Source organism: Haladaptatus sp. QDMS2 (assembly GCF_029338295.1).
GTDB lineage: Archaea > Halobacteriota > Halobacteria > Halobacteriales > Halococcaceae > QDMS2.
This window is the reverse complement of the sequence record NZ_CP119791.1, coordinates 2180836-2203191: the sequence shown is the minus strand read 5'-3', so window position 1 is coordinate 2203191 and position 22356 is coordinate 2180836. Positions and strand designations below refer to the sequence as shown.

At 62.1% G+C, this 22356-nt stretch carries 27 protein-coding genes and 1 tRNA gene; 15 read left to right on the top strand and 13 right to left on the bottom strand.

Going from position 1 to position 22356, the window contains the following annotated elements:
• Positions 1-44: 44 nt before the first annotated feature.
• The 3 genes from P1M51_RS11970 to P1M51_RS11960 are packed head-to-tail and all read left to right on the top strand — an operon-like array spanning position 45 to position 2352.
• Entirely contained in the window at positions 45-638 is a 594-nt protein-coding gene (locus P1M51_RS11970) for a HalX domain-containing protein (RefSeq protein ID WP_276245410.1), read from the top strand.
• Complete coding sequence (locus P1M51_RS11965) at positions 635-1336, top strand: hypothetical protein (RefSeq protein ID WP_276245409.1); 702 nt, start codon at positions 635-637, stop codon at positions 1334-1336. The genes P1M51_RS11970 and P1M51_RS11965 overlap by 4 nt, the downstream gene beginning before the upstream one ends.
• 44 nt (positions 1337-1380) lie before the next feature.
• Entirely contained in the window at positions 1381-2352 is a 972-nt protein-coding gene (locus P1M51_RS11960) for a TIGR00269 family protein (RefSeq protein ID WP_276245408.1), read from the top strand.
• Here the strand turns inward: P1M51_RS11960 and P1M51_RS11955 are convergent.
• The 5 genes from P1M51_RS11955 to P1M51_RS11935 form a co-directional block, all read right to left on the bottom strand.
• Positions 2349-2528, bottom strand: coding sequence for a hypothetical protein (locus P1M51_RS11955; protein ID WP_276245407.1), 180 nt, complete (start codon positions 2526-2528; stop codon positions 2349-2351). The genes P1M51_RS11960 and P1M51_RS11955 overlap by 4 nt on opposite strands.
• A complete protein-coding gene (locus P1M51_RS11950; protein ID WP_276245406.1) occupies positions 2525-2959 on the bottom strand; it encodes a trans-aconitate 2-methyltransferase in 435 nt (144 codons plus the stop codon). The genes P1M51_RS11955 and P1M51_RS11950 overlap by 4 nt, the downstream gene beginning before the upstream one ends.
• Before the next feature lie 113 nt (positions 2960-3072).
• On the bottom strand, positions 3073-4254 hold the full coding sequence (ftsZ, locus tag P1M51_RS11945) for a cell division protein FtsZ (RefSeq protein ID WP_276245405.1): 1182 nt from the start codon (positions 4252-4254) through the stop codon (positions 3073-3075).
• A gap of 3 nt (positions 4255-4257) precedes the next feature.
• Entirely contained in the window at positions 4258-4437 is a 180-nt protein-coding gene (locus P1M51_RS11940; RefSeq protein WP_276245404.1) for a ribbon-helix-helix domain-containing protein, read from the bottom strand.
• Between the two features lie 203 nt (positions 4438-4640).
• A complete protein-coding gene (locus P1M51_RS11935; RefSeq protein ID WP_276245403.1) occupies positions 4641-5168 on the bottom strand; it encodes a zinc ribbon domain-containing protein in 528 nt (175 codons plus the stop codon).
• A 139-nt stretch (positions 5169-5307) separates the two neighbouring features.
• Between P1M51_RS11935 and P1M51_RS11930 the strand changes: the two genes are divergently transcribed.
• A tRNA-Tyr gene (locus P1M51_RS11930) sits at positions 5308-5381 on the top strand.
• Positions 5382-5578: 197 nt separating this feature from the next.
• Here the strand turns inward: P1M51_RS11930 and P1M51_RS11925 are convergent.
• The 3 genes from P1M51_RS11925 to P1M51_RS11915 form a co-directional block, all read right to left on the bottom strand.
• Positions 5579-6631, bottom strand: a complete 1053-nt coding sequence (locus tag P1M51_RS11925; protein ID WP_276245402.1) for a hypothetical protein — start codon at positions 6629-6631, stop codon at positions 5579-5581.
• Positions 6632-6908: 277 nt separating this feature from the next.
• Positions 6909-8228: a S8 family serine peptidase gene (locus P1M51_RS11920; protein ID WP_276245401.1), complete on the bottom strand. Its 1320-nt coding sequence runs from the start codon at positions 8226-8228 to the stop codon at positions 6909-6911.
• Between the two features lie 135 nt (positions 8229-8363).
• Positions 8364-8660, bottom strand: a complete 297-nt coding sequence (locus P1M51_RS11915; RefSeq protein WP_276245400.1) for a PadR family transcriptional regulator — start codon at positions 8658-8660, stop codon at positions 8364-8366.
• A 282-nt stretch (positions 8661-8942) separates the two neighbouring features.
• Between P1M51_RS11915 and P1M51_RS11910 the strand changes: the two genes are divergently transcribed.
• The 4 genes from P1M51_RS11910 to P1M51_RS11895 all read left to right on the top strand — a co-directional run bounded on the left by P1M51_RS11910 (position 8943) and on the right by P1M51_RS11895 (position 11424).
• Entirely contained in the window at positions 8943-9410 is a 468-nt protein-coding gene (locus P1M51_RS11910; RefSeq protein ID WP_276245399.1) for a hypothetical protein, read from the top strand.
• Positions 9411-9603: 193 nt separating this feature from the next.
• The gene (locus tag P1M51_RS11905) at positions 9604-10332 is read left to right on the top strand and encodes an AAA family ATPase (protein WP_276245398.1); all 729 of its coding nucleotides are present in this window, start codon (positions 9604-9606) and stop codon (positions 10330-10332) included.
• Positions 10296-10439: a hypothetical protein gene (locus P1M51_RS11900; protein ID WP_276245397.1), complete on the top strand. Its 144-nt coding sequence runs from the start codon at positions 10296-10298 to the stop codon at positions 10437-10439. The genes P1M51_RS11905 and P1M51_RS11900 overlap by 37 nt, the downstream gene beginning before the upstream one ends.
• 64 nt (positions 10440-10503) lie before the next feature.
• The gene (locus P1M51_RS11895; RefSeq protein WP_276245396.1) at positions 10504-11424 is read left to right on the top strand and encodes a hypothetical protein; all 921 of its coding nucleotides are present in this window, start codon (positions 10504-10506) and stop codon (positions 11422-11424) included.
• On the opposite strand, the gene P1M51_RS11890 is transcribed toward P1M51_RS11895, so the two are convergent.
• A complete protein-coding gene (locus tag P1M51_RS11890) occupies positions 11421-13535 on the bottom strand; it encodes a CocE/NonD family hydrolase (protein ID WP_276274527.1) in 2115 nt (704 codons plus the stop codon). The genes P1M51_RS11895 and P1M51_RS11890 overlap by 4 nt on opposite strands.
• Positions 13536-13634: 99 nt before the next feature.
• Between P1M51_RS11890 and P1M51_RS11885 the strand changes: the two genes are divergently transcribed.
• On the top strand, positions 13635-14963 hold the full coding sequence (locus P1M51_RS11885; RefSeq protein ID WP_276274526.1) for a cytochrome P450: 1329 nt from the start codon (positions 13635-13637) through the stop codon (positions 14961-14963).
• Here P1M51_RS11885 and P1M51_RS11880 read toward each other — a convergent pair whose 3' ends face one another.
• Complete coding sequence (locus tag P1M51_RS11880; RefSeq protein ID WP_276274525.1) at positions 14964-15197, bottom strand: helix-turn-helix domain-containing protein; 234 nt, start codon at positions 15195-15197, stop codon at positions 14964-14966.
• Between the two features lie 138 nt (positions 15198-15335).
• Here P1M51_RS11880 and P1M51_RS11875 point away from each other — a divergent pair, with 138 nt between their 5' ends.
• The 6 genes from P1M51_RS11875 to P1M51_RS11850 all read left to right on the top strand — a co-directional run bounded on the left by P1M51_RS11875 (position 15336) and on the right by P1M51_RS11850 (position 18446).
• Positions 15336-15914, top strand: a complete 579-nt coding sequence (locus tag P1M51_RS11875; RefSeq protein ID WP_276274524.1) for a hypothetical protein — start codon at positions 15336-15338, stop codon at positions 15912-15914.
• Positions 15915-15964: 50 nt separating this feature from the next.
• Positions 15965-16510, top strand: a complete 546-nt coding sequence (locus P1M51_RS11870) for a metal-dependent hydrolase (protein WP_276274523.1) — start codon at positions 15965-15967, stop codon at positions 16508-16510.
• Positions 16511-16561: 51 nt separating this feature from the next.
• Positions 16562-17164, top strand: coding sequence for a protein sorting system archaetidylserine decarboxylase (locus tag P1M51_RS11865; RefSeq protein WP_276274522.1), 603 nt, complete (start codon positions 16562-16564; stop codon positions 17162-17164).
• Between the two features lie 20 nt (positions 17165-17184).
• Complete coding sequence (locus P1M51_RS11860) at positions 17185-17472, top strand: winged helix-turn-helix domain-containing protein (RefSeq protein WP_276248423.1); 288 nt, start codon at positions 17185-17187, stop codon at positions 17470-17472.
• Between the two features lie 54 nt (positions 17473-17526).
• Complete coding sequence (locus P1M51_RS11855) at positions 17527-17829, top strand: hypothetical protein (RefSeq protein ID WP_276248422.1); 303 nt, start codon at positions 17527-17529, stop codon at positions 17827-17829.
• A gap of 65 nt (positions 17830-17894) precedes the next feature.
• Complete coding sequence (locus P1M51_RS11850; RefSeq protein WP_276248421.1) at positions 17895-18446, top strand: hypothetical protein; 552 nt, start codon at positions 17895-17897, stop codon at positions 18444-18446.
• A 29-nt stretch (positions 18447-18475) separates the two neighbouring features.
• Here P1M51_RS11850 and P1M51_RS11845 read toward each other — a convergent pair whose 3' ends face one another.
• The 3 genes from P1M51_RS11845 to P1M51_RS11835 all read right to left on the bottom strand — a co-directional run bounded on the left by P1M51_RS11845 (position 18476) and on the right by P1M51_RS11835 (position 22347).
• Complete coding sequence (locus P1M51_RS11845; RefSeq protein ID WP_276248420.1) at positions 18476-18625, bottom strand: hypothetical protein; 150 nt, start codon at positions 18623-18625, stop codon at positions 18476-18478.
• A gap of 52 nt (positions 18626-18677) precedes the next feature.
• Complete coding sequence (locus tag P1M51_RS11840; protein ID WP_276248419.1) at positions 18678-19004, bottom strand: HalOD1 output domain-containing protein; 327 nt, start codon at positions 19002-19004, stop codon at positions 18678-18680.
• 103 nt (positions 19005-19107) lie between these two features.
• Entirely contained in the window at positions 19108-22347 is a 3240-nt protein-coding gene (locus P1M51_RS11835) for a PAS domain S-box protein (RefSeq protein WP_276274521.1), read from the bottom strand.
• Between the last annotated feature and the right edge of the window lie 9 nt (positions 22348-22356).

Genomic DNA, 22356 nt, shown 5'->3' with positions numbered 1-22356 from the left:
GGGAAACCATCATAGTAGTGGGCCCGAATTATCAGCCCACTCGAATGACTTCTCCCGAGAAACCTGTCGTCCTCATCGTCGAAGACAACCTTGACGTCGCCGAAACCTACGAGATGTGGTTGTTGGACCGATACGACGTTCGTCACGCCGGAGACGGGCAGGCGGCCCTCGACGTGCTCACCGACGAGGTGGACGTCGTGTTGCTCGACCGGATGATGCCCCGGCTGTCCGGCGACGAAGTTCTCGCCGAAATTCGAAGCCGGAATATCGACTGTCGAGTCGCGATGGTCACCGCAGTCGACCCCGACTTCGACATCATCGAGATGGGCTTCGACGACTACGTCAGAAAGCCACCGACCGAACAGCAACTCGTCGAGACGATTGAGGATTTACTGGCACGCGATGCCTACACGGGACAGGTCAGGGAGTACCACTCGTTGCTCGCGAAACGGGCCGCACTCACAGCAGAGAAGCCAGCCGGCGAACTGGCAGGAAGTGAAGCGTTCGCCGAACTCGAAGCCGCCATCGAGGCACTCGAAGCCGAACTCGACGCACAGAAAGACGCGTTTCTCGACGACATGTCGTTCGTCGCAGCCATCCGTGGGTTCGACGCGGGCGAGGGAGGTGGCAAGCAATGAGTAGCAGTGACCGGCAACTGCAGGCGGTCGTCTCGCGTCCGACGACCTACGCGCTCGGCTCGGCCATCGACATCGAAGGGTTCGAGGAGGTGCCACCGGGGACGAACCTCCTCATCGAGGGGCCGCTCCAGGCGGACACCCGCCAGCTTGCGACGCAGCTGCTCGCCACTGGTACCGCACAGGGCGAGAACGCCGTCGTCATCTCTTCGGACGCGAACGCAGACCGGGTCGTCCGCGACGTTTCGGCCTTCGACGGCGACGCAGACCGGCTGTACGTCGTCGATTGTACCGGCGTCTCGGGGAAGGGTTCGTTCGACGACGAACCTCACGTGAAGTACGTCACCTCGCCGAGCGACCTCACCGGCATCGGCGTCGGCCTCGTCAAGTGCACGCAGGAAATCGGTGCGGGGGCGACGTCGGGCCTCCGGCTTGGGGTGTTCTCCCTCTCGACGCTACTTCGCTACGCCGAGGTCGGCCGCGTGTTCAACTTCCTCCACGTCCTCACCGGGCGGGTGTCCGCCGCGGGCTACTTTGGCGTCTACACCATCGACCCGTCGGCCCACGACGACGCGGACCTGAACGTGCTCCGGTCGCTGTTCGACGCAGCCCTCAAACTCCGCGAAACCGACGACGGGACGCTCGAAGCGCGCGTGGTCGGGTTGCCGAACGTAGCGTCCACCTGGACGCCACTCGAGTAGTTAAGGCGAAACGGTGATACGCGCCGCTCCGTAATCGTCGCCCAATGGAATGCGACAAGTGCGACCGCGATGCTGTCATGCACGCGGCGTACTCCGGGGGCCACCTCTGTGAGTCCCACTTCTGCCAGTCGGTCGAAAAGCGCGTCCGACGCCGGATTCGAGAGGACTCACTCGTCCCGCGCTCGGCCACGCCCGACGACCCCGAAACGTGGGTCATCGGCCTCTCGGGGGGCAAAGACAGCGTGGTCCTCACCTCGATTTTAGACGAGACGTTCAACCAGGACCCGCGCATCGAGATGATTGCGCTCACGATTCACGAGGGCATCGAGGGCTACCGCGACACCAGTCTCGACGCCTGCGTCGAACTCGCGGAGAAACTCGACATGCGCCACGAAGTCGTCACCTACGAGGACGAGTTCGACCTGAAGATGGACGACGTCGTCGAGAAGGACCCGATGAACATGGCCGCCTGCGCCTACTGCGGCGTGTTCCGCAGGGACCTGCTCTCTAAGTACGCCGAAGAATACGGCGCGACCAAACTCCTGACCGGGCACAATCTGGACGACGAAGCTCAGACTGCGCTGATGAACATCTTGGAAGGCGACGTCCGACAGGTCGCGAAACACTTCGACGCGAGTCTCGGCAGTTTCGACGAGCGCGGCGAGTCAGACCACTTCATCCCCCGCGCCAAGCCGCTCCGTGACATTCCCGAGAAGGAAGTTGCCCTCTACGCCCACATCAAAAACCTCCCCGCGCACATCACCGAATGCCCTCACTCCTCGGAGGCGTTCCGCGGCGAGATTCAGGAACTCCTGCTCAACTTAGAATCGAACCACCCCGGCACGCGCCACTCGATTATGGCCGGCTACGAGGAACTCGCCGCCATCGCCGCCAAGGAGTACCGCGAGGACGGCGACGGCGAGACGAATCTCGTGGAGTGCGAACGCTGTGGGTCGGCGACGACCCGGGACGTCTGTCGGAAGTGCAAGTTGGTCGAGGCTGTAAACGCTGTCTAGCGCTTTTCTGCGGCCGCCACCAACTGAATCCAGCCGTCGTCGTTCGCCTCACACGAGTCGATCTTGAAGCCAGCCTCGTTCGCCAACTCCTCCAACTCTTCCACCTCGTACAGCGTAAACGTCCGTGAGTCGCCCTCGTGCACGTCGCCTTCAGACTCACCGTCTCCCTGTTTCACCGAGACGTGGAGCACGCCGCCCGGACGTAAGACACGCCGAAATTCGGCCAGCGTCGCGGGTGCGTCTTCGCGGGGAACGTGGAGGAAGGGGCACAGGCCCAGAGGCCGTCGAGGCTGTCCGACGCGAGCCCGAGGGTGCGCATGTCCATTCGGGTGAATTCGGCATTGGGCACGTCGGCGCGGGCAGCGTGGAGGAAGTCGGGGGTCAAATCGACGCCGACCATGTCGTGACCGGCCGCGGCGAACGTCGTGGATTCGAAGCCGGGGCCACAGCCGACGTCGGCGATGCGGGCCGTCTCACGCGGTGTCTTACGTTCGACGTGTCGCAGAAATTCACGGACTTCGGCTTCGATTACCGAGCGGTCGTGGTTTCGCTCCGTGTACTCTGTGACCCGCGAATCGTACGTCGAAATCGTCCCGTCGTCGGTCATTGAACGAAGCATCTCATCGGAGTCCGGTAAACGCTTCGCACGAGGAGCCCTCACGGGCGAAAAAAAGCGAAAAAAGAAACCGTAGTTCTTGGAATGAGGTCTGGGAGCGACGTCTACCGGATGACGTCGAGACCGTTGTTGTTCTCGAGTTCGTTCTGGCCGCCGTCGGACTGTGCGCCGAAGGTTTTGATGCCGTCGTCGTTGTCGTTGGTGCTACCGTTGTTGCCTTCGTTCAGCTTTGCACGCGAGCGGTTGGCCTGCTTCTGGGTCGATGGCCCGAGAATCTGGGCGCTCTGGACGCCGGTCATGATGGCCATGACGCGGACTTTGCCCTTGTACTCCTCCTGGATGCGGGCGCCCCAGATGACGTTCGCCGAGGCGTCGAGGCGCTCGGTGATGTTCTGGGCGATGCCCTCTGCCTCTTTCAGGGTAAGGTCTGGGCCGCCGGTGATGTGGACGAGCCCACCGGATGCACCGCGGTAGTCAACGTCCAGCAGTGGGTGGTTCATCGCGTCGCGAACCACTTCTTCGGTCTTGTTCTTGTCCTGTGTCTCGCCGACGAGCATGACGGCGACGCCACCCTGATTCATGATGGCGGTCATGTCGGCGTAGTCCAGGTTGATGAGCGACGGCTGGGTAATCGTCTCCGAGATACCCTTCACGGTTTCGGCGATGATCTGGTCCATGACCGAGAACGCCTTGCCGATTGGGAGGTTCGGGACGTAGTCGAGCAGACGGTTGTTGTCGAGGACGATGATGGAGTCCGCGGCGTTGCGGAGTTTCTCCAGTCCTTCCTCTGCCTTCACCGTGCGGGCACGCTCGACGTTGAACGGTGTCGAGACCATGCCGACGACGATTGCGCCTTGCTCTTTGGCGATTTTGGCGACCACAGGTGCGGCACCGGTCCCGGTACCGCCACCCATGCCTGCCGTGACGAAGACGAGGTCTGCCTCGCCGAGCACTTCCTTGATGGTCCCCTGAGCCATCTCGGTTGCGCGTTCGCCCATCGACGGGTCGCCACCGGCACCAAGCCCCTGCGTCAGCGATTTGCCGACGAGAATCTTGGTGTCCGCCTCGATCATCTTGAGGTGCTGCTTGTCGGTGTTGATGGCGATCGTGTCTGCGCCTTCGACGCCGATGTTGTACAGGCGGTTGATGGTGTTGTTACCGGCACCACCAGCACCAACGATGACGATGCGTGGGTCGCCGAATTCGTCGTTGGTCGAAGCTGCGTCGTTTCGCTTTTGCTGTTCTGCTTCAGAGTTCTCGAGCGCGGATTGAACGATGTCTTGCATTAGTTAGACCCTCGCCCAGTTGCGCTTCTTGGTCGTCGGTTCACGACCCTCTGTCTGTTCGTTGAGCATCTCGCGGACGGCGGAGCGAATGGCCTCGCTTCGGTTCGGGAATTCTCCCGTCTCGACCATTCTCTCGACCTCCTCGATCTGCTGCTTTGGAATCCGTAGTGTCACACGCTCCATGGTATATCCCCTTGTAAGATGGAAGCATGCGGGTCCCCCGCACACCTGTCTTACACACCAAAACCGCATGAGGCCGCACCGCGCCACCCCCAAATTGCTGGTGTGTAAGACAACCGTCTTACGCAGAAGTATGCACTAATTGAAGGGTTATAAATGTTGTGGCGATTGTAAGACAATCGCGCAAAATCGTCGCCGTAACTCGGTTACGAGCGGTCCAACACGTCGGCTGCCGGGGTCCGACGGCCGCAGCTCGGGCAGAACGCCCAGTCCGACCGGACCTCGTCGCCACACTCACAGAACACGCGGTGGGTTGCTTTCTCACCGCAGTTCGGGCAGTACACGTGGTCTCCGTCCAGCGATTCGCCGCATTGGACACAGGCATTGTCCGTCGCGTCGAGTGGCTCCGGCTCGGATGTCTTACGCGGCGTCTGGCGCGCGCGCACTCCATCTCCGTCGAGGGTGATGTTCACGTTCACGTCCTGGCCGCTCCCCGCGCGCGACCGAAGATGTTCGTCGATGAGGGCATCCAGGCGCTCGTCGATGAGCGCGTCGACGCGTGCCGCGACCAGGTCGTCGAGGCTCGTCTCGGCTGCCGGCTTTTTGGTTGGCGTCGGGTCCGCGGCGTCGAGGTACTGGCGCAGTGCCTCGCGCATGACCTCGCTCTTCGAGGAGTCGAACTCCTCGAGGCGTCTCACGAGATCATCGTCGGCCCGAAACGTAATTTTACTCATCTCAGCTGTCGTCTTACGGCTTGTCTCCCAACCATATTAATTTTCCTACCAGTCTGACGCCCGTCAGCCGTCCGGCGTCCCGCTGGCGGTTTCGAATAATAATTCTTAAGTCGGACAATCGACCTACGTTGTATTGTATCCGCTCTTAGCTCAGCCTGGTAGAGCAGCCGACTGTAGATCGGCTGGTCCCCCGTTCAAATCGGGGAGAGCGGACTTTTCCTGCGAACCATGTGAGCAGTGAAACGTCTATCCGGACGGTTTGAACCTGTGAGTCGCAGCTCGTGAGCGGAGCGAACGAGACCGTCTCACTTCGTTCAAATCGGGGAGAGCGGACTTTTCCTACGACGAGTTCGAATCGGGGAGTGTGGTCGCAAAGATTGGACTTCCTACTTCGTCGTCCGCTGTGCTAGTTACCGTTCCTCATGGCTACTGCCTGCTAGAAATCGGGAGAGCGCGTGTACCGCGAGAAGTCCGAAGAAGGGGAGCGCAGGAATCCAGTAATAGAGCAGTGAACGAATGAATAATGGAAGTGAGAGCGAAACGCCGAGCGCTAAAGCGAACGTGCGCTCTGACCACGGAACACGAAAACTTTCGATTACCACCAGAAGTCCACCCAAAGTGGTTGGAATGAGCAGCCATGCGAGGTTCACCATCGTGTGACTGAGAATACCAAACCAGGTGGTCACAGAGTGGAACGGTGAGTGAGTGTTCCCACTCGTAACGTACTCGCCAGCTCCACTCATACTGTAGTACATCGCGTTCGTCATCGACTCGGTGCCCCAAATGACTCCTACAGAAGCAAACGCCATACCCACGATACAGAGGGCTGTGGCCGTGAAAACCATGAGCCACCGGAGGGGTTTCTGCGTGCGCTGGGAGGAATGGACGACAAGAACTGGCACGGCAAAAAAGCTATACTGTGAAAACAGCCCTGCAACCGCGACCGCACCACCGCGAATTCCGGGCTGGGTGTATATCACAGCAATCATTAATCCGACCATGGCGAACGATCGGGCGTTGATGACAAGTCCGTTCACAAGCGGCAGTGTCGCGAGATATAGTATCGCAATGGCAATTCCTTCGCGTGGTTCGCCGTGGTTGGCTCGCCAGCGGTACACTAGCCCTGCAGTGAGTGCGTTTGCAATCCCGACGAGGAGGGTCATCGAGATATTGTATTCGCCCGTGTATCCAGCGATGAGATTCACGTACTGGAAGAGTGGTGGCTTGTTATCGACTGCAGGTCCCGTATACAGTGGTACGCCTCCCATCACCTGCTCTGTGAGTGGTTTCCAGACTATTTGTGCATCGTAAAAGAGCGTATTCGCCTGGCCCAGTTCCAGATACGCAACGCGCCACGTTGAAAAGAGCATCGCGAGTACAAACACGCCTCCAAAGACGAACCAGTCAGGAAGTTCGTCTGCGAGAGATGTTCTCCGAGCTGTTCTCTGATTTGAATCAGACATCGAACTCGTAATTTTAGAGTTAATTGTATGAACTTATCAAAGTTTCCTCCATCAAGCGGCGAACCGAACGTGGAGTTATCTTTATCGGTGTAGGCGCTAAGACCTCACCTTCAGCGATAGACCTTAGGGAGCGAGCAGGGTGGGGAGGACGTCACTGTTCTCTTGATGAACCTAACCAGCGCAAGTCTGAACGATCTCCTCAAATAGTTCGTTCTCTCGATAGAGTTGAATGGTTGTCGCAGAATCGGAAAAACTGAAACGGTCCCGATTCCGTGGTTCAGTTCAGTACGGCGGCGAGCGGGTCGAGGAAGCCCGCCCCGTAGTACGCCTTGTCCTGGCCTTCCGGCACGCTTGCGGTGTCCTCGAGGGTGTCCCTAACTTGCGTGGCCGAATAGTCCTGATTCACGCTCTTTACGAGCGCCGCAGCGGCCGCGACCTGCGGGGCGGCCATGCTCGTCCCAGCGAGCCACGAGTAGGTGTTCTCGAACGTAAACGAGTTCGACGCTTCGTCGTAGGTCGGGACGGTGTACGTGTTGTACACGAGGTCGTAGAACCACGGTACCCCCGTATCGATGGCGTCGGTATCCGCGTCGCCGCCGGGCGCGCCGAGGTCCACCGCGTTCGTGCCGTAGTTCGTGTAGAACGCAGGCGAGACGAACTCCTCGCGGAGCCCTTCTTCGCCCCACATGTAGCCGATGGGGCCAGTTGCGCTGATGCTCATGATGTTCGCTGCCTCGTTCGGGAGGCTGATTACGCTCCCGTCGTGCTGGAGGTCCGCGGCGTCGTTCCCGGCGGAGGCGACGATGAGTGTCCCGAGTTGGTTGCTCACGTAGGAGGTCGTGTTGTTGAGTACCTTTCCGTAGAACTCCCCGTTCGCCTGTCGCGAGACGGGGTACGCGCCGAGGCTCATGTTCGCGGCATCACAGCCGATTTCGCCCGCGTACACGAGGGCGGCGAGAATGTCGGCGAAGCTCGCGGAGGGGCCAGTCGAGAACACGCGACAATCGACGATTTCGGTCGCCGGTGCGCTGCCGGTGACGCCCACGTCGTTCTGGTCGTTCGCGGCGATGATGCCCGCGACGTGGGTCCCGTGCCCGCCGCCGACGGCGCGGCCCGCGCCGTAGCCGTCACCTGTAAAATTCCGAGAGAGGTCTACGTTCACGGCGTGCTGGAGGTCCGGGTGACTCGCTGAGACGCCGGAGTCGATGACTGCCACGCGGGTGCCCTCGCCGCGCGTCACGTCGTGGACGGCGGGAATGTCCTGTACCTGTTTGTCCCACTGAAGGGGATAGCCTGGCTCGTCCGCGGCTTCCGTCGCGGTCACAGGGAGGTCGAGTTCGTAAACGAGGTCTGGTTCGTATTTGACACCGAGGTCAGCGACGGCCGACTCTGTCCCGGAGACGACGGTGTAGTCCAGGGCGTCAAGGGGATGGACGACGGTGAGGGCGGCGTCTTCGAAGTCTGCGTCCCGCAGATTCTTCGATTCGACGATGAAACGGTCGGTCGATTCGGTGGCGGAGGCTGTTGGACTGGCGGCAATCCCACCCACGAGAAGGCCGCTCGCTTTGAGGAAGCGACGGCGTGAAGTATCTACCATGCGAGCTAACTTTCGTTCACACGAATATATATTATTCTATAATTAAACTCGTCTAATTAAAACCGGATAACATTTGGACGAAGCTGTCGCTCGTTCGTGCAATTGTTACAAAAGTGGAGGTGGGTGTCGCGTGGCTTACGCCGTGGCCGCGTTCAGCACGTTGTCGAGGTACTTCTTTTCCCAATCTTTGCGGGCTTCGATCTCACGCCGCCCGCGACGCGTGAGCGTGTAGAAGTTCGTCCGGCGGTCGAGTTCGCCCTTCTCGACGAGGCCCTTGTCGACGAGCGTGTCGAGGTTCGGGTAGAGTCGCCCGTGGTGAATCTCCTTCTCGTAGTACGTTTCGAGTTCTTCTTTGATGGCGAGGCCATGCGGTTCTTCTTTCCCTGCAATCACGTACAACAGGTCACGCTGGAAACCAGTCAGGTCGTACATTACATCACATTATCGTGTACCCCTTCTTATCCCTAATGGCCGAATACGTGTCTCATTGACATGTGTTCTGACCCGCATTCGCACCGTCACGAGTTCCTGTAACGGTGCGGAGGCGGCTCTTCGAGACCGGATGACTGAATTTGCTATCGTGGAATACGATTTATCACGGGCCACATATGTGGGTGCAGGCCGCTATCCAGTTTCTCTCAAGGTGCGTCCACGGTTGGGATAACCGAGTGCGCACTCCCAAACATCTATGCCATCCGGTGGAGACCTAGACCTGTGAACGTGGTCGTCGTCGCTGAAAGCGCCACGAGTGTCGTGGTAGCCGAGGCCCTCGCAGACCACGACGTGACAACCGTCGAGTCGATTACGGACGTGTCCGTCGGACCAGACACGGACACAGATGTGGTCGTCCTCTCTTTGTCGGTTCCCGGCGCAGACGCGTTCAGCACCTACGCGTCCGTGCCGCTCATCGGCATCGGGTCGGCGGACGGTTCGACGGCCGACTTCTATCAGCTTCTCGAAGAACCCCCTGACCCAGCTGCGCTGCGGTCCGCCCTCGAGTGCGTTCAGCACGTCATGGAGTACCAGCAGGCGGTCGACGAACTCTACGCACTCTGCCGGAATCGCGCTCGTGGCGAGGACGTTTCCCCCCGCGACCTGCGAGAAGCACGCTACTCAGCACGCGAACGCCTGCAAGCGGTCAACCGGACCGGGACGCCACCGCTCAAACAGCTGCTCCGGTGAGCACGGCCCGGTTTCGATACCCAGTAGACTCCTTTCGAATGTCCGCCACGTCCCAGCCAAAACGCCGGTTTGTATCTATCGGGCGAGGGATCGTAACCCACAGCAGGCCCTCGTGTGAGTGGAACATGGTCGTGTGCTCACAATGGTCGGAATGTGCGAACGTTCGCCCTTCATGTCAATCTGGATGAATACAATGGTCGAGGCGTTCGCGGTTGCGAGCAGAAAAGGCGGCACGGGCAAGACGACGAGTACGCTGGCGCTGGGGATGGCGCTCGCCGCCGAGTACGACGTGACCGTCGTGGACGCGGATACGGGCGTGGCGAACCTGCTGTTTCACGCCGGACTCGCTGACGTCGAAACGACGCTGCACGACGTGCTGTTGAGCGACGACCCAGCGCCGGTCGAGGCGACGGTCTACGAGCGGTTCGGGATGAAGGTCGTTCCCTGCGGGATGAACTTCGCGGATTTCGAGGCCGCAGACCCCAACCGACCCAAACACGTCGTCGCCCAACTGGCCGCAGACACCGACGTGCTTCTTCTGGACTCTCCGACGGCCCTCGACAGCAAGAGTGCGGTGTTGCCCATCGTGCTCGCAAACCCCATCATCGACGTCCTGGAACTGACGATTCCGGCACTCTCTGAGGCGCTCAAGGTCCAGGAGTACGCCCGCTTGTACGGGACGGGCACCGCGGGCGTCCTGTTCAACAAGGTACGAGACGAGGTTGGCATCGACCGCATCGCAGACCAGGCCGAACGGTACTTCGACGGCCCGACCCTCGCGACGGTTCCGGCGAGCGAGTCGGGGCGGACGGCCCGCACTCGCCGATTTGGTGGTTCCAGGCCCTCTCTTCTTCAACAAATAATTCTCTCGGAAAACGGCCTGACGTGTACGACTTCGCGGGAGCGAACGTCCAGCACATAAACCAGTACAAATCGAAGTTCAACCCGGTGTTACGACCGTACTTCAACATCGAGCAGGCAAGCCAAGAGATGGCCGTGGTCGCTGGCATCTACAAACTACTCTCGTGAGTGCCTGACAATAGCCACCGCTGACACAACGATTATGCGCCAGTAGACCATGTTATAGTCCAACATGGTTTCAACGGGGGTCACGGCGAGTGCGGTGTACACGCGCAGCCCACAAATGGGCAATGCTGCGTGGTGTCGGGCATTCGAGTGTGCAGGGGCGGAGCAGCTGGGCGACCTTTTATTCTATCTCGGCGCGGGGATTCTCACCCTCGCGCTCGTTGCCGCCGCGCTCTATCTCGGTCAGGCGAGACGGGTCTGTGAGACCGAATCGTCGCGGACGCGGACAGAGCGCGATGCGTACATACGGTTCCTCCGGCGATTGTCCGGAATCAGTGTCTCACAGGTGACGACGCAGGTCCAGACGAGTGGCATGACCGTCGCCAACGTCCAGTCGGCAGACCAGTCCATCCGCGAGGTGCGCGAGGCGTTCGAGGAGACGGTGATGACCGTCCCCCACTTCACAGAAGAGTACGACGAATCGCTCGAAGTCCACATGGCGATGGAGTTCGGCGACGAACTCGCGCGCGCGGTGAGGCACGGCACACAACTCACCCCGCCGCTGAAGCAGGCGCTCGTCCAGCAGGCCGAACTGGCCCGCGACCAGCGCGACGCGATGCTCGGGACGCTGGACCGGGAACTGGAGGAACTCGAAGACGCGACCGCGCTGCTGGAGTCGGCCGAGGAAGAACTCGACGACGTGTCAAGTGAACCGTTCTACCGGCGGTCGTACGCCGACCTCCACGCCGCATGGGAACGGCTCGACGACATCGAAGACCGGGTGACGACCGTGCTCACCGAGCGCCAGCACGCGATGCAGGAGGGTATCAGATTCGGCATCCGTCGCACCGACAGCGGGTCGTTCCACGACTACCTGTACAGACCCCTCGACGTGTCGTATCCCGTCCTCGCAGACGGCGCGAAGACGGTAGACCGGATTCAGGCCATCCGACACAACGTCGTCGACATGCTGACCCGTCGCGTCTAGGTATGCTGGCCGACGACCGTATTTTCGTCCGTCGTCCCATTCACGCCGAGCCAGACCTGTCCAGCCGCCGCCCGCGCCTCGACGGGCCCGAAGTCGTACGACCCGGTCGCCGTCGCCCCCGCGGGCGTTTCGACGAAGTAGGTGACAGCAACCGTCTCGGCCGGGTCGGTGTCGAAGTAGACGTACTTGCCCTGCCCGTCGCTGGCGGGTTCGGTGTGGGAGACGTCGCCCGCGTCGAGGACGGTCCAGCCGCCGGGAACGTAGTCGCGGACGACGGCCGGCGCTGACGCCTTGACGGTAAGGTCTATCTGATTCGTCTGCCCGCCCGTGAATACGGAGCCGTCGTCTTCGCGCGTTCCCGAGACGGAAAGCGTGGTTGCGCGGGCGTCGCCTTCGCTGACGGGCAAGCAAAGATGCGACCCGTCTGCGCCGCCGGCGTCGAGGAGGAGTTCGTTCGTGCTCTCGCCATCGGGGTCGTCGAGCGCCCAGTCTGCGTTGTCAGAGGCCACGACCAGTCCGAGACGGTGGCCCGCGGGCAGTTCCCAATCGACGTCCCACAGTTCGACCGGGGCGCGGTAGGTGTCGTCTGTGGTGACGGGTTCTGACTGGTCGAGACCGCCGCGGTTTCGCGCGTTCAGGAAGCCTCGGGTGATGACTTCCGTGCTGCCGTCGGGCGCTTCGTCGAACAGGACGGGCGTGAAGTGCGTCGAATCGTCAGACGAGGCGACGAGTAGGTCGAGCAACGGACTGCCCGAGATGCGCACTGACTCGGCAAGTTGTCCGGTCTTGAACGTGAGATACCCGCGATTCGACCCCGAGAACATTTCTTCTTCGGTGACCGGCGGCGTTACGTCGTCGTACACCGGGATGTTCGTCCCCTCGAGGCCGAGTTCGAGCGGTTCCGCACTCGCAGTGCGGGTGAGCGAGACTTCGACGTCGCGGGTGCCCTCGGGCGGCCAGTCTGCCTGCTGGATGCGCTCGCCGGTGTTGAGTTGCGTGTCCACTCGCGGCAGGTCCATCACACCGGTGTCGAGACCCTTGAGCCAGTAGTCGAACCACGCGTGGCGGATGTCCTGTGCATCTTCGAACTGGCTCGCCGCGTGGTTCCACTGGCCCATGACGAGCTTTTTGGGCACATCGGCGGGGAGCGCCATGAAGAATCGCGTCGAGTCCCAGTGTTTGACGTTGTGGTCGAGCCACCCGCCTTCGATGAACACCGGACACGAGACGTTCTCGGCCTTCGCCCGGTAGTCGCGTTCGTCCCAGAACGCGTCGTAGACCGGGTCGAATTCGTAGGCGCGATTCGTGTGCTCGATTTCGTCACACGGCGTGATGCGGTCGCCGAACGTGGTCGTGAACTGGTCGGTGTCACCGCCGTTCATCGGGGGAATCAGGCCGAAGCCGAAGTCGAAGGCCAGCGGCGTGTCGAATCCCTCGTCTGTCGGGTACTCGTTGTTCAGGAAGTAGCGAATCCCCCCGCCGAAGGCGTAGTCGTACCAGCGGTCGATGGCCACCTGCGGGATGATGGTCGTTAGATGGTCCGGGTCTTCTACGGCTGCTGCAAGCTGGGTCGTACCGTCGTAGGACCCGCCAATCATGCCCACTTTGCCCGAGGACCACTCGCGGGTGCCGAGATACTCGACGACCTGCGCGGCCGTCTTTCGCTCGCGGATACCCCCGTAGTCGTAACAGCCATCGGAATTGCGCGTGCCCACCACGTCGAACATCGCCCGGGCGTAGCCTCGCGGGACGAAGTAGTCTGCGACGCCGTCCGCTGCGGTGCTGCCAGCCTCGCCTTGCGGACTGCGGATGTCGTTGTACGGCGAGTAGGTGGCAATAACCGGCACGGATTCGTCCGTGTCCGGGCAGATGATAGACCCGTAGAGGGTGGGTGTCTCCGTCTCGCCGTCTACGACGAACTCCGTCTCGACGTAGTGGTCCTCTGCTGGGAGTTTCTCGTACTGTGGTTCGCTTTTCCCCGTCGTCGTCTCGTAGGCGGCCCCAGCGGCTGGTGTCGCGGAGAGACCGAGTAGCGATACGCCAGCCAGCGCGCCCGATGTCTGGAGCACTCGTCGTCGTGAGAGCCTCCGGTCGCCTGCATCTCGAGTCATATTCGTTTGCGAGTCTCGGTGTCGCACAAAAGGCCCTCTGACAACGCCATCAAAACGTTCTGAGAAAGAGTCATGCGCGAACGAGCCCTATTGGGGCGCATGTCTCTCGTGGAGAATCGTGACGCCAGACCACCCGGTCCGACCGGACTGCCGGTGGTCGGCAACAGCCTCCAGTTCGGTCGCGACCCCCTCTCGTACATGACCCACGCGGCCCGGGCCTACGGCGACGTGGTGTACCTCGAGTTCGCGGGGATGCCCTTCTACCAGCTCAACCACCCGGACCTAGTGAAGTACGTCCTCGTCGAGAACAACCAGAACTACCGCAAGGGCGACCTGTTCCAGTACGAACTGCGCCTACTCGGCCAGGGCCTGTTGAACAGCGAGGGCGCGGCGTGGCGCGAGCAACGCCACCGACTCGAACCCGCCTTCCACCCCCAGCGAATCGCCGCGTTTGCGGAGATGATGACGGGCTACACTGAACGCTTTCTCGAAGAGTGGGCCGACGAGGAAGTCAGAGATGTTCACGAGGACATGATGCGCCTCACGCTCGAAATCGTCGCCGACGCCCTGTTCTCGGTGGACATTCGCCGCGAATCGACGGAAATCGGCGAGGCGCTGGAGACGGTCATGGAGCAGTTCCGGCGCTCCTCGCGCCTGCCACTCGAAGTGCCCGACTGGCTGCCCACCCGGACGAACCTCGAATTCCACCGGGCGGCGAAGGCCCTCGACGCCGTCGTCGCGAACATCATCCGCGAGCGAAACGCCGGGACCCGCGAGGGCGCAGACGACGTGGTTTCGCGCTTGCTCGACGCAGGCGTCCCCGAGGAGAATCTCCGTGACGAGGTGCTGACGCTCGTCCTCGCCGGCCACGAGACGACGGCGCTCGCCCTCTCGTACACGTTCGACCTGCTCACGCGCCACCCACCGGTGCTCGCGGAGGTGCAGGCGGAACTCGACTCGCTCGCTGGCCACCCGCCGACGATGGCCGACGTGAAGGCGATGACGCGCACAGACCAGGTGCTCAAGGAGTCGATGCGCCTCTACCCGCCAGTGTACGGCCTGCTTCGCGAACCGCTCACGGACGACGAAATCGGCGGCTACCACATCCCGGTCGGCGCGACGGTCGGAATGCACCAGTGGGTCATCCACCGCGACCCGCGATTCTTCTCCGATCCGCGCAGTTTTCGCCCCGACCGCTGGACGCCCGCCTTCGAGCGCGAACTGCCCGCGTTCGCCTACTTCCCGTTCGGCGGCGGGCCGCGGCGGTGCATCGGCGACCGGTTTGCCATGCTCGAAGCGAAGTTCGTCCTCGGGACGATTCTCCAACAGTTCGACGTCGAAGCCGTCTCGACAAAACCGCTCGAACTCGACCCGGCGATTACGCTGCGCCCGAAGGGCGGGATTCGGGTTCGGGTGACGCGCCGGTAGTTACTCGCACAGTCGATATCGGTCGCCCTCCGCCTCGACGAAGCCCCGACTGGCGAGCTTTCTGAGAATCGGATACAGCGAGATGTGCGCCATGCCGAGCGCCTCGTGGAGGTCGTCTATCGTCGCTTCCTGCTCGGTTCGGAGGTAAAGATAGACGAGTTTCGCTCGCGGTGAGGCCAACTGCGCGGGCAGTGGGCGACGATTCGGTGCGACGGCAGCGTGATTCGAACTCATTGCAGCCACTCGCATTTCGACGATAATAAAACTACCATTCAACGATTGTCGAAAATAGGTGGTCACAGCCCGCGCCTCGCCAGCTGTCTGACGTGCGTCTGACGTGTCATTATTGTTCTCTCGCGTGTACGAAGCCGTATGGAGAGCATCGCAGACGCCTACAGCAAGCGCGAGCAGTCGGAGGGGAACACGCGCCGACTGCTCCTCGGCGTCCTCTTTCTCGTGGCCGGAACCGTCGGCCTCCTCTCGGCCATCGCGATGGCGACGACGTCGGTCTTCGAGTCGTTCGGCTGGAGCGTGTTTGAGGCCCGAAAACTCGCGGGCGTCCTCGCGGGCGTGGCGATTCCCGCGCTGTTGCTCGGCGTCGTTATCGCCCTCCCGACCGAGAAGGGGGCGCTGCGTGGCGTCCTTGGCGGGAGTATGCTCGCGTTCGTCGGCGTCGCCCTGTTCCAGTTCGCCTATCCCTACTGGTGGAACGGCGCGACGACGGGCAATCCCGACCTCACACTGGCCGTCGTCGGCCTCTACTTCCTCGGGACCATCATCGCGTTCGCCTACGTGTTCGTCGCCGTCGCGACGTTCAAGACGCGCAACAGGCCCGGCGACATGGTGACCGTCGAAATAACGACGGAGGGCGAGACCCGCACCGTCGAAGTCCACCGCTCTGAAGTCGCCCGGACCATCTCACAGACTAACCGGTCGCAGTCTGACGACTGACCGAACGAACTGCTTTGTCGCTCGCTGCCCTACACCCGGTAGACGCTTCGATGATGACGACGACCCACATCGCGCTCGGCCTGTCGCTCGCGTACGGCCTCGCCGCCCTCCTCCCCGATTACACCACGCTCGTCCTCGGCGTCGCCGTCGTGGCGAGCATTTTCCCGGACTTCGACGTCGTGTTCGAACACCGAAAGACGCTCCACTACCCAGTCTACTTCGGCGTCGCCGCGCTCCCGCTCGCGGTGCTGGTCATCCTCGCCCCCTCGCAACTCGTCGTTGGCCTGTTCACCTTCCTCGCGTTTGCGTGGGTACACTCGATTTCGGACATCTTCGGCGGCGGCGCGGAGGCCCACCCGTGGGAAGGCCCCTCGACGCGAGCCGTGTTTCTCCATCCCGCAGACCGCTGGATTCCCCCTACCCGCGGAGTCAGGTACGACGGCTCACCCGAGGACCTTGCACTCTGCATCCTGTTCTCGATACCCGCCTTTGTCGTCGCGACGGGGGCGCTGTTCTACCTGCTCATCGTCAATATCGCGCTCTCGGTGGTCTACACTGCCATCCGCAAACAAGTCCCGGACTTCTTCCCGGCGTGATTCCCGGGCCGAAACACGGCTTTGATACCGACCGCGACGCAATTCGCTCGTATGACTCCTGGACTCGCCCCCGACGGACTCAAGTTCGCCGTCGTCGCGTTCCTCGCGGGCCTCGCGGCCACCATCTTCTCTCCCATCGGGGCGCTCTTTGGCCTCCTGCTCTCCGGTTCCGTCCTGCTGTTCTACCGCGACCCAGAGCGCGACATCGTCGAGACGGGCGTGGCCGCCCCCGCCGACGGCAAGGTGTCGGTCATCCGCCGCGAGGGCGACCAGGTCCGCGTTGGCACGTACATGAGCGCCCGTGACGTCCACGTCAATCGCGCTCCGCTCGCCGGAACCGTCCAGTCGGTCACGCACAAGCCAGGTGGCTACAAACTCGCCTTCTCGAAGGAATCGGACAACAACGAACAGCTCCACATCGAGTTCGAGGACTACACCGTCGTCCTCATCGCCGGCTGGTTCGCCCGGCGCATCCACCCCTACGTGGAGGTAGGCGACACCGTCGAGAAAGGCGACCGCATCGGGCACATCTCCTTCGGCAGTCGGGCGGACGTGCTCTTGCCGCCAGACGTTATAGAAGAGATGCTCACCGTCGAGCAGGGTGACCGCGTCCGGGCGGGGTCGTCGATGCTCGCACGCGGATTTAAGGAGTAATCGGAAAAACAGCAGTATCAATGGAGGGCGTTCTCTGGTACGTACTCGCGAGTTCTCGGGGCGGCCCGACGCGCGTGCGTATCGTCAAAGCGATTGCAGAGCGCCCTCGAAACGCGAACCAACTCGCGACGGCCCTCGACCTCGACTACACGACGATTCGCCACCATCTGGACGTATTGTTGAAGAACAACGTCGTCAGACGAACCGACGACGACTATGCCGCCGTCTACCTGTTTACCGACCAGCTCAAATCGAACTGGACGGTCGTAGAGGAGGTACTCGCCGTGGTGGACACGGAGGACCCATGAGTTCGGACGAATTTTGGACAGCACCTATGGTTACGACACCCCTACGAGGAAGCGATGAGCATCTGGCTTGAGGCGGCCCGCGTCGCCGCCGCCGTGAACATTCTCCTGTTGGTAGTCCTCGGCTCGGTCTGGCTCCGAAACTTCCGGCGTCACGGCGCAGACCACACCCGTGGGTTGCTCGTGTTTGCGGCCTTCCTCTTCGTCGAGAACCTCCTCTGGCTCTCCTTCTACCTCGTCCACCCCGATTTCATCGGTTGGTTCACCAACGCGGGAACCGACGTGCAGGTGGGCATGACGCTGCTGTGTGGCCTCGAACTGGTGGCCCTCGCCTACCTCGCACGTATCACCTGGGCGTGAAGATTGGACGAATTTTGGACGAAATTCGGACAACGTTCTTTGCACGAATCGTCGCCGTTCTAGACATGGTACTCTCACGACGCCTGTTTCTCACTGTCGCCGCATCGAGCGCGCTCGCCGGCTGTGTCGGCGGGTCAGGTGGTGGCGAGACGACGACTCAGTCGACGACAGCCGAACCCACCACGATGGCCGACACGACGACGACCGCTGACGGCACCGCCGAAGAAACCGTGCAGGTCGCTTCCCATCCGGACCTCGGCGACATTCTCGTCGGTCCGGAGGGAATGACGCTCTACATGTTCGACAGCGATACCGAGGGTGACCCCTCAAGCACTTGCAGCGGGTCGTGTGCAGAGACGTGGCCGCCGCTTACCGTGAGCGAATCACCGACGAAAGCGCCAGCCGTCAGCGCGGCCCTCACCACGTTCGACCGGGGGGAGGGATCGACGCAGGTCGCCGCCGCCGGATGGCCACTCTACTACTTTGCCCCCGACGAGAACCCCGGTGATGCGAACGGGCAGGGGGTAAACGACGTTTGGTGGGTTCTCCGTCCCGACGGAACGCCAGTCCGGCAGACGAACGGGACGACGACGACCGATGGCGGGAGCTACTACTGACGCAGGATTCGCGAAAATGGAGCGTCAGTTCACTGCTCTATCGGGACGTAGTGTGTCGAGAGGAGCCAGGCATCGAGCAACTCCGGGTCCTCGATGACGGCGACCGAGCGAAACTCGTCCTCGTATTCGGTGTAAATCAGTTCGTGTGTCTCTCGTTTCTGTATGTTGTCGTATTCCATAGTACTCCCACGGCTGTCATCGACGCGACCACGGTGTGTCGTCACGCCCTGTTCAGTCACTGTTGCCCGCTACTGTCGAGTGCGTGTACGCGCCCGTCTCCGACACCTGCGGCTCGATAGTTATCTCGACGGCATCGTCGCGCCCAACGTCGATGGTGGCGACGACGGTTTCCAGTGGAACCGTCACCGTTCCTCGTCGAGGGAGGCCAACACGCGGTGGCGTAAACAACTGGTCGAGCGCCTCCGGGTCGACGTAATCGTAAATGCACACGTCGAGTTCGTGTGGGGCTACCCGACCCCACTTCGCGAGTGCGTGTACGAGAAGTTCGCTGACCGGTCGCCGCGCCCGTTGCCCTGTTACCCGCACCGTGTCGTTCATCTCCGCTTTACTATCGGTGGACAACCATCAAATCACTTGACTGTTGATATGTAAGTCTCGGGACGCGGCGAATTTACGATAGTAAATCAGCAATCTCGGGCCGTCACTCCGCCTTCCACGGGTCGTCTCCCGAGAACAGGAGGCCGAACAGCGCCCGTTCGCCTGCTCGAATGTGTCGGTTGATTGTTGGCTGGGTCACGCCGAGGATCTCCGCGACGTCCTGGCCGTTGCTCTCTCGTGGCCACTCGAAAAAACCGCTGAAGTAGGCGGTTTTGATGACCTCTTCCTGGCGCTGTGTCAACCGATTTCGTACTTCGCTTTCGAACTCCTGTGTCGTCATGACCGGTGTGTCGAACTCCCGCTTCGCTCGCAGTTCCACCCCGCCGACGGTCGATTCGAGGTGGGCGGCGATGTCCCGAACGTCTGCGCTCTGTGGGATTCGTACGGTCAGCGTCGCGGTGTCGGCGGTTACGCACAGGTGGTCGAGACTCGCCCCACGGTCTGCGAGCGAGGAGACGAGCGTGTCGTCGCGGACGGTACACTCACAGCGAAAGCCGTCGTCGTCCGCGGCGATGAGCGCGAACTGTTCGACGGCGGGCGACGCCGTCACGTGCGCTCGCAGGTCGTCCGGGTCGATGCCCCGCACGTCGAAAAACAGGTGGACGTTCCCGTCGAGTCGTCTGACGGCGTTCTCCAGTTCGAACGTTCCCAGCGATCCGTCCGCGAACCCGAAGAGGGGCGAGTCGAGGGGACCACAGACGAAGTCGAGTTCGACCGACCGTTCGCTCACGAGCGCCCGCTTTCGTTCGAGAGCGTTCATCGCGTAGCCGATGGACTGGCCGAGTTCCGTGAGAACGGACAGCTCCATCTGCTCGAACACGAGTGGCTTTCTCGAATACAGGTTCAACACGCCGTACACCGTGTCGCGGTAGACGAGCGGGACGGCGATGCTCGCCCTGAACCCCCGAGACAGCGCCTCTTCGCGCCACAGTTCGGCGTCGACGTCGGTCAGGATGTTGTTCAGCACCTGGGGTTGTTTCGACCGCAGGGCACGCCCGGCCGGACACCCGCCCGTGGTCGAACCGTCCGTCGCAATCTGGACGCGGTCGAGGTAGCCGTCACCGTCGCCCGCCGAGGCGACTGGCGTGATCGTATCAGTCGCGAGGTCCTGGTGGCCGACCCAGGCGAACGCGAAGGGGTCGATGGCGGCCAACTTCTCGCAGACGAGCGACTCGATTTCTTCTTTGGTTTCCGCCTGAATGAGCACCTTCGTGATGTCGCGGATGGCTCGATTGATGCGGTTTACCCGCGCCAGGTGCTTGTTCTTGCGTTCGAGCGTGTCGCGCTGGCGTCTGAGGTCACCCTCTCGCGCCGCGCGTGCGAGCGACGAGCGCGCGTTCGCACAGAGCATGTCTGCGAGCAGGAGGTCCGTCTCTCGCAAACCGTCTGCGTCGGGCGAGCAGGTCACGAACACGCCGAACTCCCCGAGCGGGAAGATGCCGATGCTCTGTATCGCAGACGCTGTTGGGTGTCGCTGGTCCTCCCCGGACAGGACGGTCGCTTCGTCGCGGATGAACACCTCCCAGACGGGACTCTCGCCGAGGTCGCCGAGCATGGGTGACTCGACGAGGGCTGCGACGCCCTCGGTCTGGGCGGCGGGTTCGAGGGTGCCCTCGGCTTCCTCGTAGCGAAGGATGTAGGAGTAGGGCAGGTCGAGCACGTCCGCGGCGGCGTCCACGATGGTCTCACAGACCGCGGTCGCCGTCTTTGCCTCGGGCAACTGCTGGGCCTTTTCGGTGAGCGCTTCCAGTCGGGTGGCTCGTCGCTTCGTGTCGGTGATGTCTTCGAAGGTGAAGATGCCTCGGACGGTTTCGCCGTCGTTTGCGAGGAGACGCGACCCGTTCAGGGAGAGCCAGATTCGACTGCCGTCCGGCCGGATGACGCCCAGCTCGACGTCGTACACCGTGGTTCCCGTTTCGAGGACGGTTCTGAACGGGAGGTCGGCCTCGGGAATCGGGTTTCCTTCGCCGTCGGTGAAACTGAACTCGCTCGCCCCGCCTTCCAATCGGTCGCGCGAGACGCCGGCGATGTCCACCGCCCGGTCGTTGATGTGCTCGATGTTGCCCGACTCGTCGATGACGACGATGCCGACGGGCGCGGTGTCGATGACCCGCTGGTTGAGGATGTGCTGGTGGCGCAGCTTCTCCTGAAGCCGCTTTTGCTCGGTGATGTCGAGGCCTTCCGCGACGATACCGGTCACTTCGTCGCCGTCGACCACGGGCCTGGCCTGGAAATCGACAGTTATGGTCTCGCCCGCAGGGCTGACGTGGGTGGCTTCGAACTTGCTGTACTCACCCGCTTTGACCCGTTCGAGTTCGGCTTCGAGTTCCGACTGCAACTCGGGCGAGTGGCTCCACCACGGGCACTCCCAGAACGGTTTTCCGGCAACGTCGGCCACGTCCACGTCGGCGAAGTCGAGCGCCGGTCGATTCACGTTTCGGACCGTTCCGTCGCGGTCGAGCAGCGCGAAGAACGTGAATGGGTCGTTGAACACGGCGTCGAACTGGCGTTTTCGCCGCCGTCTGAGCCGCTCTGCACGCTTTCGGTCGGTGATGTCGCGAAGTACGCCCGTGAAGTAGCGCTCGCCGTCGCGCTCGAACTCGGAGAACGAGACGCCGAGGGGAATCTGGTGGCCGTCGCGGTGCTGGCCGAGCAGTTCGACGTACCCCCAGTCGAAGTGGCGTTCCCCGGTGTCGAGATAGCGGTCGATGGCTCCGAGGTGGCGTTCGGCGAGCGAGTCGCTCATCAGTTTCGTCAGCGGTTCCCCGACGAGTGCCTCCGGGTCGTAGCCAAACACGGTTTCGACGACCGAATTGATGAACTGGATGGTGCTGTTCGCGTCGATGGTGACGATGCAATCGGAGGCTGATTCGACGATGGCGTCGAGGTGCGATTCGTTCGCCGGGTCGAGCGACCCCTCGCCCCCGTCCGCAGACAACGCCTGGTGGAGCGTTGCGGCGAGAATCGCGCCGCTCGCTTCGGTTCGTTCGACGACGGCCGTGACGCCCGCGTCGTACGCCGCTTCGACGGCATCGGGTACGGGGTCGCTCGCGTACACGACGACAGGTAGGTCAGCGCACGCCGACGACAGGTTGGCGAACCCGTCGAAATCGGTCACGACTGCGTCCGTGGCCCCTGCTTCGATCATGTGTTTCCCCTCCGCTACGGTGGCGACCGCTACGTGGGCGTCCGCTCGTCGCTCGGCGAGGTGCGTCCGCACCGCGTCAGCGTCGGCCCCCGCTTGTGCATCGGTGACGTATAGAATATGTGAATTTTGTAACATCACGACACG